General features: G+C 69.8%; 9 protein-coding genes. 4 read left to right on the top strand and 5 right to left on the bottom strand.

All coding sequences use genetic code 11. The features are described from left to right. Positions 1-241 precede the first annotated feature (241 nt). On the top strand, positions 242-2,008 hold the full coding sequence (gene aspS, locus OFY01_RS21740; RefSeq protein WP_266602490.1) for an aspartate--tRNA ligase: 1,767 nt from the start codon (positions 242-244) through the stop codon (positions 2,006-2,008). Positions 2,009-2,226: 218 nt separating this feature from the next. Here aspS and OFY01_RS21735 read toward each other — a convergent pair whose 3' ends face one another. Together OFY01_RS21735 and OFY01_RS21730 are read right to left on the bottom strand one after the other, a co-directional pair. Further along, the gene (locus tag OFY01_RS21735) at positions 2,227-3,156 is read right to left on the bottom strand and encodes a hypothetical protein (RefSeq protein WP_266602488.1); all 930 of its coding nucleotides are present in this window, start codon (positions 3,154-3,156) and stop codon (positions 2,227-2,229) included. Positions 3,157-3,235: 79 nt separating this feature from the next. Continuing rightward, on the bottom strand, positions 3,236-3,682 hold the full coding sequence (locus OFY01_RS21730; protein ID WP_266602486.1) for an ATP-binding protein: 447 nt from the start codon (positions 3,680-3,682) through the stop codon (positions 3,236-3,238). A 249-nt stretch (positions 3,683-3,931) separates the two neighbouring features. Here OFY01_RS21730 and OFY01_RS21725 point away from each other — a divergent pair, with 249 nt between their 5' ends. The 3 genes from OFY01_RS21725 to OFY01_RS21715 all read left to right on the top strand — a co-directional run bounded on the left by OFY01_RS21725 (position 3,932) and on the right by OFY01_RS21715 (position 5,833). Beyond that, positions 3,932-4,783: a helix-turn-helix domain-containing protein gene (locus OFY01_RS21725; RefSeq protein ID WP_266602484.1), complete on the top strand. Its 852-nt coding sequence runs from the start codon at positions 3,932-3,934 to the stop codon at positions 4,781-4,783. A 3-nt stretch (positions 4,784-4,786) separates the two neighbouring features. Next, complete coding sequence (locus OFY01_RS21720) at positions 4,787-4,972, top strand: DUF397 domain-containing protein (RefSeq protein WP_266602482.1); 186 nt, start codon at positions 4,787-4,789, stop codon at positions 4,970-4,972. Positions 4,973-5,242: 270 nt separating this feature from the next. Further along, positions 5,243-5,833, top strand: a complete 591-nt coding sequence (locus OFY01_RS21715; RefSeq protein ID WP_266602480.1) for a Uma2 family endonuclease — start codon at positions 5,243-5,245, stop codon at positions 5,831-5,833. 396 nt (positions 5,834-6,229) lie between these two features. On the opposite strand, the gene OFY01_RS21710 is transcribed toward OFY01_RS21715, so the two are convergent. The 3 genes from OFY01_RS21710 to OFY01_RS21700 form a co-directional block, all read right to left on the bottom strand. Next, on the bottom strand, positions 6,230-6,763 hold the full coding sequence (locus OFY01_RS21710; RefSeq protein WP_266602478.1) for a GNAT family N-acetyltransferase: 534 nt from the start codon (positions 6,761-6,763) through the stop codon (positions 6,230-6,232). Next, complete coding sequence (gene metG / locus OFY01_RS21705; protein ID WP_323135539.1) at positions 6,760-8,592, bottom strand: methionine--tRNA ligase; 1,833 nt, start codon at positions 8,590-8,592, stop codon at positions 6,760-6,762. The genes OFY01_RS21710 and metG overlap by 4 nt, the downstream gene beginning before the upstream one ends. 86 nt (positions 8,593-8,678) lie before the next feature. Next, complete coding sequence (locus tag OFY01_RS21700) at positions 8,679-10,256, bottom strand: VWA domain-containing protein (RefSeq protein WP_266602474.1); 1,578 nt, start codon at positions 10,254-10,256, stop codon at positions 8,679-8,681. Between the last annotated feature and the right edge of the window lie 190 nt (positions 10,257-10,446).

Below are 10,446 nucleotides of genomic sequence, written 5' to 3'. Positions count from 1 at the left end.
GTGTCGCCGCGCTGCTACGGGGGTGGGCCGACCGCGCCTGCCCGCCGCACCGGGGTGCCGCCTTGCCCGCCCTGCCGCCCCGAGGGAGGCAGACTGCCCGAGGCGGGGAGGCGGGGAGGCGGGGAGGCGGGGAGGCGGGGAGGCGGGGAGGCGGGTGGCGGTGGACTGCCCATGGGGCGGTCGGGTGGCCGGTAGTCTGGTAGCTCGTTGCCCCCGATCCGCGAAGACTGGATGAACGACGATGCATCGGTACAGGTCCCACACCTGCGGCGAGCTCCGCGCCTCTGACGTCGGCACCGACGTCCGGCTGAGCGGCTGGCTGCACAATCGCCGAGACCTGGGCGGCATCCTCTTCATCGATCTGCGCGATCACCACGGGATCACGCAGCTCGTCGCCCGCCCCGGCACCGCCGCCGCCGAGGTCCTGGACAAGCTCACCAAGGAGACCGTCGTCCGCGTCGACGGCAAGGTCGTCTCCCGAGGCGCCGACAACGTCAACCCGGAGCTGCCCACCGGCGAGGTCGAGATCGAGGCCGCCGAGGTCGAGGTGCTCGGCGCCGCCCAGCAGCTGCCGTTCCAGATCAACCAGGACGACGGGGTCGGCGAGGAGCGCCGCCTCGAGTACCGCTTCCTGGACCTGCGCCGCGAGCGCATGCACCGCAACATCATGCTGCGCAGCGCCGTGATCGCCGCGATCCGCTCGAAGATGGTCGCGCTCGGGTTCAACGAGATGGCCACGCCGATCCTCACCGCCACCTCCCCCGAGGGCGCGCGTGACTTCGTCGTGCCGTCCCGCCTCAACCCCGGCAAGTTCTACGCGCTGCCGCAGGCCCCGCAGCAGTTCAAGCAGCTGCTGATGATCTCGGGCTTCGACCGCTACTTCCAGATCGCGCCCTGCTTCCGCGACGAGGACGCCCGCGCGGACCGCTCGCCGGGCGAGTTCTACCAGCTCGACGTCGAGATGAGCTTCGTCGAGCAGGAGGACGTCTTCCAGCCGATCGAGAAGCTCATGACGGAGCTCTTCGAGGAGTTCGGCGGCGGCCGCCACGTCACGTCGCCGTTCCCGCGCATCCCGTTCCGCGAGGCCATGCTCAAGTACGGCTCGGACAAGCCGGACCTCCGCGCCCAGCTGGAGCTCGTCGACATCACGGACGTGTTCGCCGGCTCCGAGTTCAAGGCGTTCGCGGGCAAGCACGTGCGCGCCCTGCCGGTGCCGGACACGGCGTCGCAGTCCCGCAAGTTCTTCGACGGCCTGGGCGACTACGCGGTCGAGCAGGGCGCCAAGGGCCTGGCCTGGATCCGCGTCGGCGAGGACGGCACGTTCGCGGGCCCGATCGCCAAGTTCCTCACCGAGGAGAACGTCAAGGTCCTCACCGAGCGCCTGGGCCTGAAGGCCGGTCACGCCGTGTTCTTCGGCGCGGGCGAGTTCGACGAGGTCTCGAAGATCATGGGCGCGGTGCGGGTCGAGGCCGCGCGCCGGGCCGGTCACTTCGAGGACGGCGTCTTCCGCTTCTGCTGGATCGTCGACTTCCCGATGTACGAGAAGGACGAGGAGACCGGCAAGATCGACTTCTCCCACAACCCGTTCTCCATGCCGCAGGGCGGCATGAAGGACCTGGAGGAGAAGGACCCGCTCTCCATCCTGGCCTGGCAGTACGACATCGTCTGCAACGGCGTGGAGCTGTCGTCCGGCGCGATCCGTAACCACGAGCCGGAGATCATGCTCAGGGCCTTCGAGATCGCGGGCTACGACCGTGACACGGTCGAGCACGAGTTCGCGGGCATGCTGCGCGCGTTCCGCTTCGGCGCCCCGCCGCACGGCGGGATCGCCCCGGGCGTCGACCGTATCGTCATGCTCCTCGCGGACGAGCCGAACATCCGCGAGACCATCGCGTTCCCGCTCAACGGCAACGCGCAGGACCTGATGATGGGCGCCCCGACCGAGCTGGACGAGTCGCGCCTGCGCGAGCTGAACATCCAGCTGCGCAAGCCGGTCGAGAAGAAGTAACGGCGTCGCTGCTCGTACGAGGAAGGGCCCGGAACCGCCGAAGCGGTGCCGGGCCCTTCGCCCTTCGCCGTACGTGTCGTCTCCGGCACCGGGTGGTCGGGGCGGGCCCTGCCCCGACCGCGCCTTCCCAGGTCGTCGCGTGTCTCGTCTCGCGTCGGGTGCCCGCTCGGGAAAGTGTCGCAGTTGTACGTAGAACTGCGACACTTTTCCCAGGTGTCCTACTGGTCGGTCCCGGCCCCGGCGGGTTCGTCGGCGAACAGTTCGGCCGTGGTGGCGGCGGTCAGCGAGCGGTCGAGCCAGCGGCCGAGGGTGTCGAGGTCGGTGCAGGTGGTGATGCGGTCGTGGTCGGCCTCGGTCAGGGTGATGTTCCGCAGGTCGAGAATCCGCAGAACGGCGTTGGCCTCGCCCTCCGCCTTGCCCTCCGCCTTGCCCTCCGCTTTACCCTCGAAGTAGGCCGTCTCGCGGACGGTGCCCCGACCGGGGAAAGCAGTGAAAAATGTCGCCATGGCGTGACTCCACTTCCTCTTTGCCGCGGGCACGTCCGCCACGCTGATGTCGATGAGGTCGAAGTAGTACTCGGCGGTGTCCTTGCCGAGCCCGTTGAGCACCTGTGCCAACGGATCCAGTATGGCCAAGCCCTTGCGGCTGCGGCTATGTGCCATGGCGGAGAAGACCGCCATGGCGACGTTCTCCGAGATGGCACGCGGTTCCGTGAGTACCGGCAGGTTGTGCGGTCCGACGACCAACGGGTAGGTGGCCTGGGCCGTCCAGCCGCGCGCTCCGCAGGTGAACGGGCCCGTCGCCCACTTGGCGATGCCCTGGTTCTGGCAGACGACGAGGAGCAGCACCGGCTTGCGGTACTTTTCCCGCAGATGGGCCACGTAGTACGGCCAACTCGACTCCTTCTCCTCCTTCTTGCTCCCCTGGGACTCGATGGCGAGCAGGAACGTGTCGCCGTCGGAAGGGGTGACCCGGAGCACGGAGTCCACGCGGCGTTCGAGAGGCCGTATCTCCGTGACGTCGGGGACGAGCGCGTCGACGGTCGCCTTCTCGGGCAACGGGATGCCGAGGACCTTGAAGACCGGGACGAGGATCTCCGGTCGTTCGTTGAAGATCCGGTGTGATGCCTCGTGGAGCGATGTGACCATGCGGACACCTTTGGGTGGGCCGGGGTCCTGCGTCCGGCGGAACGGGATGCGGTCAGCCTTTCGAGTGAGGAAGAAAGGTTCAGGCGGCCCGCGTCAGCTCGCACCAGACGAACTTTCCGCCCGTGTAAGGAGGTTGGGCCCGGCCGAGCCCGTACCAGCCCCAGGTGTCCGCCTCCTCGCGTACGAGGGCGAGGCCCCGGCCGGACGAGTCGAGTGCGGTGGCGGCCGTGGGTGCGGGGGTGAGGGAGGGTGGCGTCGGATCGGTGTCCCAGACGCCGATCCGCAGCACCCAGGTCCGCGCCGACCAGCGCAGGCGCAGTGCGGCGGGGCCTTTGGTGTGCTGTACGGCGTTGGCCACCAGCTCGGTCGCGATGAGTTCGGCGGCCTCGGCGAGGTGTGGGAGGCCGTGTGCGGTGAGGATCAGGCGCAGGGTGCGGCGGCCGATCGGGACGGCGCGTGCGTCGTTGGGGACGGTGAGGGCGTACTCCCAGTCACCGTCATCGCTGTCTGTGTCGATTTCGGGCATGGGGCATCAACTCCGTTGGTGTGCCGGTGGGGTGGTGTGGGGTGCGGCGGCCTTCCGGTTCCGGTGGCTCTGTCGTCGCCGCCATGGCATGGCGGGGCGGTGCGCTTCCGTGGAGGGAGCGTCGCGTGGTCGTTGCGTCACTGACGGTAGGGCTAAATATTCGGCGCTTGCAAGTCGTTCGGGTAATCTGGCACTCGTTCGGGGTGGGTAATCCCATGGCGAGTACCGTTGTTGAGGCTTGGGAGTCGAATGCCTGCGAGGATCCAGCCGACGGCGCGGCAGGTGCGTCTCGGTGCCGAGCTGCGCAAACTGCGTGACACCGCGGGCATGTCGTCGAGGGAGGCCGCGGGCCTGTTGGGCGTGGCTCCGGCCCAGATGAGCCAGTTCGAGGCGGGGAACGCTGGGATCGGCGGAGAGCGGGTGCGCCGACTGGCCGCCCATTACGCCTGCACTGACGTGGAGTTGATCGACGCGCTGGCCGCCATGGCGGATGACCGGACGCGCGGGTGGTGGGAGAAGTACCGAGGGGTCCTGCCGCCTGCCTTCCTCGATCTGGCGGAGTTGGAGCATCACGCCACGCACTTGCAGGTCATCGGCACGGCTCACGTGCCGGGGCTGTTGCAGACGGAGGCGTACGCGCGCGCCGTGTTCGCCTACTGGCGGCCCGAACTCCCGGAGAGCGAACTGGAACCGAGGGTCGAGTACCGGATGCGGCGGAAGGAAATCTTGCGGCGGGACGTGGCGCTGCCATATGTGGCAGTGCTGCACGAGTCCGTGCTGCGCACGAGGGTGGCCGACCGGAAGGTGGCCCGAGGGCAGCTGGCGGAGATACTCGACACATCCGAGCGGCCCGGCGTCGAGGTGCGAGTGGTGCCGTTCGACGTGGACGGGTTCGCCGGGGCCAGCGCCGCTCTGGTGTACGCGGGCGGCCCTGTTCCGGCTCTGGACACAGTGCAGCGGGACACCCCGTACGGTTCGGCGTTTCTGAACGCCGCGGCGCAGCTTCAGGGTATGCGAACGCTCTTTCGTAAGGTGGAGTCGGCATCGTTGGGCCCCTCCCGGTCACGGGAGTTCATCCACCGCCTCGCTAAGGAGCTGTAGGTCGTGACCCTCTGGCAGAAGTCGTCGTTCTCCGGTGGCGCCGACGGTAACGAATGCGTCGAACTGGCCAGTTCCGAAGGCGGGTTGCTCCTCCGCGAGAGCGACGAACCGGACCGGATACTCGCCGTCTCGCCCGCGGGGCTCGACGCCCTGTTGCGGGGGATCCAGGGGCGGCGCGAGCGTCGCTGACCCGTCTCGGCGCCGGGAACAGGAACACGGTGTGACCGGTGACGGTCGCGGTCACGGCTCGCCCGTGCCGCCCACCGTCCGCTTGCGCGGCGTCAGCGGGGCGACGGTGGCGTGGCCCGCGGCGGTTGTCGTGATGCTCTGTGCGCGGCCGTCGGTCACCTGATCGCCCTACGTTCGGGCGCTACGTTCCGTGAAGACGGGCCGCTGTCAGTGGTCGCCGGTACCGTGATGGCAGTGGTCTGATCGGCGATGACGAGGGGGGAGGCCGTCATGAGTCTCGTAGAGGAGCGGTCCGGCGTGGTGTTGAGCCAGGAGGATTTCGAGGAGCTGGACCGTCATGCCATACGGACGAACGAGGCGCTGCGGCTGGAGTTCATCGACGGAAAACTGGGGGTCAAGGGCCTGCCGGACGGGGATCACGGGCGGATCAGCGAGTGGCTGACACGCCTGTGTATCCAAGCCGACAGCGGCTGGTGGCTCTATCCGGAACAGGGACTGCACGTGGAGGCGTACCGCAAGGGCAACGCCCGCCCGGATGGCGCTCTGGCTCGTAGTGGCACGTTCGTGGGCCAAGGCGAGTGGGCTTCCACCGATGGGGTCCTCATGGTCGTCGAGGTGACATCCGGTGACAGCGACACCAACCGCCGCGACCGTGTGGAGAAGCCCCGCGCCTACGCCGAGTCGGAGATTCCGGTGTACCTGCTGATCGACCGGGACAGCTGCGAGGTCACGGTCCATTCGCAGCCGGACGGTGTGCGCTATGAGCAGCGGGTGACGGTCCCCTTCGGGAAGAGCGTCGCCCTGCCCGACCCCGTCGGCATCGAACTGGACACCGAGCCGCTCAAGGAGTGGGTGGGTTAGGGGCTGTCCGGCGGATCAGGTCGGATGCGGTCGATCGCGTTGCGATCGGTGCTGCTGAGCGGGGTCTGGTGCGTCGAGATACGAGGCGGAGGGCGGCGTCGACGCGGAGCGTCGGCAACCGACGACAACGCCGTAGGTCGGCGTGCCGGACCCCGTGAACCGTGACCCCGTGACCCCGTGACCCCGTGACCCCGACAAGATCCGCCGGACAGTCCCTGGGAACAGGCCCCAGCCGGAGCGCGGCACCAGCAGGCCCGACTCGTACCCGGGACCTCGCGGCGCCGCCCGTGGACGGGCATCGCGGTGCTCGCCGCCTATGCGGGCGGGGCGCTGCTCCTGCGCCGGGCGGGCGCTGCGGGTGCGGGACGCGTGGGAGCGGGGCACCCGCGGCGCCGGTCAGGCCTGGTACTCCGTGAGGTCGATGGCGTGGACGTGCAGGGCGTGGCCGTGGACCGGGTGGACCGTCTCGCGGTCCAGGGCCATGCCGAGCTTGCGCATCACGTTCTCGGAGGCCCTGTTCTCCACCCGGCAGATGCTGACGAGGCGGTCGAGACCCCGGTCCTGGAGGGCGAACTCCATCGCGGCATGGGCGGCTTCGGAGGCGTACCCCTGGCCCCAGAACTGACGGCCGAGCCGCCAGCCGATCTCCACGGCCGGCAGCACCTCCGGCAGGAAGCCGGGCACCGAGAGGCCGGTGAAGCCGATCAGCTCGCCCGAGCCGAGGAGCTCGACGGCGAAGAGGCCGAAGCCCTCGTCGTCCCACTCCTCCTCCCACCGTTCGATGGCCTCCGCTGTCTGCTCCAGGTCGAGGACGGCGCCGTCGCGGATCCAGCGCATGACCGCCGGGTCCGCGTTGACCTCCGCCATCGGGATCAGGTCGTCATCGGTCCAGCGGCGCAGGAGCAGACGCGGGGTGTGGATCTCGGTCATGCCGACTTTTCCGGCTGCTCCTGCTGCGGCTGCTGCTCCGGCCGGCCGCCGAAGCGCTCCTTGTACGACTCCAGGTCCTCGTCCGTGATCTTCGCGAAGAGGACCGGCGGGACGGTGAACGGGGTGCCGGACGGGAGCGTCGTCAGCGCCTTGGCCTGCTCGGCGGTGACCCACGTGGCGTCGTCGCCCGGCAGGTCGAACGCGGCGCGCATGGCGGCGGCCGAGGACGGGATGAAGGGCTCGGAGACCACCGCGTAGAGGTGGATGAGGTTCATCGCCGTGCGCAGGGTGAGGGCCGCGGCGTCCTTGTCGGTCTTGATCTCCAGCCAGGGGGCCTTCTCCTCCAGGTAGGAGTTGCCCGCCGACCACAGGGCGCGCAGGGCGGCGGCCGCCTTGCGGAACTGGAGGGCCTCCATGTGCTCCTCGTACTCGGCGAGGAGCGTCGCGATCTCCTCGCCGAGGCGCGTCTCCGCCTCGCCGGGGTCGCCGCCCGCCGGGACGTCGTCACCGAAGCGCTTGCGGGAGAAGGAGAGCACGCGGTTGACGAAGTTGCCGAGGGTGTCGGCGAGGTCCTTGTTGACCGTCGCCGTGAAGTGCTCCCAGGTGAAGGAGGAGTCGTCGGACTCGGGGGCGTTGGCCATGAGGAAGTAGCGCCAGTAGTCGGCCGGGAGGATGTCCAGGGCCTGGTCGGTGAAGACGCCGCGCTTCTGGCTCGTGGAGAACTTACCGCCGTAGTACGTGAGCCAGTTGAAGGCCTTGAGGTAGTCGACCTTCTTCCACGGCTCGCGCACGCCCATCTCGGTGGCCGGGAACATCACGGAGTGGAACGGGACGTTGTCCTTCGCCATGAACTCCGTGTAGCGGACGTCGGAGGCGCCGGCCGGCTCGTACCACCAGGACTTCCAGTCCCGGCTCTCACCGTCGGGGGCGGCGTCCGCCCACTCCTTCGTCGAGCCGATGTACTCGATCGGGGCGTCGAACCACACGTAGAAGACCTTGCCCTCGGCGGCCAGCTCCGGCCAGGTGTCCGCCGGGACCGGGACGCCCCAGTCGAGGTCGCGGGTGATCGCGCGGTCGTTGAGGCCCTCGGTCAGCCACTTGCGGGCGATGGAGGAGGCCAGGTGCGGCCACTCCTCGGCGACCTCGTCGATCCACCGCTCGACCTCGTGCTGCAGCTTCGACTGGAGCAGGAACAGGTGCTTGGTCTCGCGGATCTCCAGCTCGGTCGAGCCGGAGATGGCGGAGCGCGGCTCGATCAGGTCGGTCGGGTCGAGGACGCGCGTGCAGTTCTCGCACTGGTCGCCGCGGGCCTTGTCGTAGCCGCAGTGCGGGCAGGTGCCCTCGACGTAGCGGTCGGGGAGGAAACGGCCGTCGGCCGGGGAGTAGACCTGGCGGATCGCCCGCTCCTCGATGAAGCCGTTCTCGTTCAGCTTGCGAGCGAAGTGCTGGGTGATCTCCGCGTTCTGCGGGGAGGAGGAGCGGCCGAAGTGGTCGAAGGCGAGCGCGAAGCCGTCGTAGACCGCCTTCTGCGCGTCGTGCGCCTGCGCGCAGAACGCGTCGACGGGCAGGCCCCGCTCCTTCGCGGCCAGCTCGGCCGGGGTGCCGTGCTCGTCCGTCGCGCAGATGTAGAGCACCTCGTGGCCGCGCTGGCGCAGATAGCGGGCGTAGACGTCGGCCGGGAGCATGGACCCCACCATGTTGCCCAGGTGCTTGATCCCGTTGATGTACGGAAGGGCGCTGGTGATGAGGTGTCGAGCCATCGGGGGCTGCTCCCGGGTAGTGACGTGGAACCGGCGGTGCCGGTGGTGTCCGGTGCCGGTGGAATCCAAAAATCGTAGCCGACATGGGGCGGCCGCCCGCGCGGTGTTTTACAGCGCGGACGGCCGCCGGGTGCCCGTGCGCCCTCGGACGGGCCCTACGGGCGCCAGGACGCCAGGATTCCCTTGAACATCTCCGCGTCCGTCAGCTCGCGCGGGGTCTGGCCCGCGTGGAAGTACGCGGCGTTGTCCGCCTTGAGTTTGCGCAGGTAGTCGAAGCCCTTGGCGTCAGGGTCGCCGAACGTCACGAACTGGAAGTGGATCGGGTGGCTCGCCGCCTTGGCCAGGGCCTCGTTCGCCGGGCGCTGCACGTCCGGGGGGCCGTCCGTCTGGAAGACGACCAGGGCCGGGGCGGTCGGGTCGGCGCTCTTCTCGTGGTGGGCGACGACCTCTTCGATGGCGCGGTGGTAGCTGGTGCGGCCCATGCGGCCCGCCGCCGCGTGCCACTCGTCGATCTTGTTCTCGTACGCGTCCAGGGTGAGGTCGCCGGTGGCGTCGATGTCGGTCGAGAAGAAGACGGTGTGGACGGTGGCGGACTCGTCGAGGTGGGCGGCGAGGGCGAGGGTCTGCTCGGCGAGGGCCGTGGCGGAGCCGTCTTTGTAGTACGGGCGCATGGAGCCGGAGCGGTCGAGCACGAGGTAGACCGTGGCGCGGGTGCCGGTCAGGTTACGGCGCTTCAGTTCGGCGCCGGCCGCCTTGTAGGCGGGGGAGAGGGGTGCGGCGGTGCTTCGGACACGGGTGGCCGGGGTGGCGGGCTTGGCTGCGGCGGGGCTGGGCTTGTCCGTTTCCTCCGGCTGGGCCGGGGTTTCGGTCTCTGCCGCGACGGGGTCGACCTGGTCGGTTTCGTTCGGCTGGGCCGGGGTTTCGGATTCTGCCGCGACGGGGTCGGGCTTGTCCGTTTCCTCCGGCTGCGCCGGCGTTTCGGTCTCTGCCGCGACGGGGTCGGCGCCGTCCGCCTCGTCCTGCGGCACCGGGGGCTGTGCCCACCCGTCCCGCCCTGCGGGACGACTGCCCACAGCGGGGGCGGGGTCGGTGTTGGCTACGGGGGTGGCGGCGTCTGTGCCGTCCGTGCCGTCCGCGTCGGCCGTGGCGTCCGTGCTGTCCGCGTCGGCCGTGGTGTCGTGGTCGTCCGTGGCGTCCGCGTCGACCGTGGCGTCCGCGTGGGGCGTGGTGTCTGCGTCGGCCGCGTCGGCTGTGGTGTCCGTGGTGTCCGCGTGGGCCGTGGTGTCGTGGTCGTTCGTGGTGTCCGCGTCGGCTGTGCCGTCCGCCTGGGCCGTGGCGTCCGCGTCGGCCGTGGCGTCCACGTCGTTCGTGGTGTCCGTCTCGGCCGTGGTGTCAGGCCGCAGGTCCGGTTCCTTGGTGGGGCGGGGGACCACCACGTTGTCGAAGGCCGCTGCCACCAAGTCGTCCGCCTCGCCCTTCGACGGGGCGGGGACCGTCGGCCTCTCGTGGGACTCCGGCTTGGCGGGTGGGGTCGGTTCGGGGGACGGGGCCGGGAGGGTGACCTCCGGTTCCGGCGTAGGGGTGCCCGCTTCGGGCTCCGCCGTGGCCGTGGCTGTGGCCGTCGTGGTCCGGGGCGCGGCGACAGACGCATCCGTGCCGGTGGCGGCACCCGGTTCCGCTTCCTTCTTCCGGGGACGCCCGAACGCGTTCCGCAGCAGATCCAGAATGCCCATGTGCGCAACCTTCCGCATGAGTTGGTCCCCGAACGTCCCCGGTTCCCCGGTACCCCTGGCCAGGGCGGACACGTAAGGTTAGCCGCCCTGTGCCGGTATCCCGGGAAGGGGCGGGCCCCTCGGGCCGGGTCCTGGCGATCCGCGCGACACCGTACTCGTACGCTCACCAAGAACGGCCGGGGCACCCCCG

Origin of the sequence: Streptomyces beihaiensis (genome assembly GCF_026274175.1) — a bacterium.
Classification (GTDB): Bacteria; Actinomycetota; Actinomycetes; order Streptomycetales; family Streptomycetaceae; genus Streptomyces; species Streptomyces beihaiensis.
Note: the sequence above shows the minus strand (reverse complement) of the source record. Positions and strands in the feature narration are given on the sequence as shown.

Coding starts and splice junctions, on each gene's coding strand:
- aspS (WP_266602490.1), top strand. CDS start 242: ATGCATCGGTACAGGTCCCACACCTGCGGCGAGCTCCGCGCCTCTGAC.
- OFY01_RS21735 (WP_266602488.1), bottom strand. CDS start 3,156: ATGGTCACATCGCTCCACGAGGCATCACACCGGATCTTCAACGAACGA.
- OFY01_RS21700 (WP_266602474.1), bottom strand. CDS start 10,256: ATGGGCATTCTGGATCTGCTGCGGAACGCGTTCGGGCGTCCCCGGAAG.
- OFY01_RS21725 (WP_266602484.1), top strand. CDS start 3,932: ATGCCTGCGAGGATCCAGCCGACGGCGCGGCAGGTGCGTCTCGGTGCC.
- OFY01_RS21715 (WP_266602480.1), top strand. CDS start 5,243: ATGAGTCTCGTAGAGGAGCGGTCCGGCGTGGTGTTGAGCCAGGAGGAT.
- OFY01_RS21710 (WP_266602478.1), bottom strand. CDS start 6,763: ATGACCGAGATCCACACCCCGCGTCTGCTCCTGCGCCGCTGGACCGAT.
- OFY01_RS21730 (WP_266602486.1), bottom strand. CDS start 3,682: ATGCCCGAAATCGACACAGACAGCGATGACGGTGACTGGGAGTACGCC.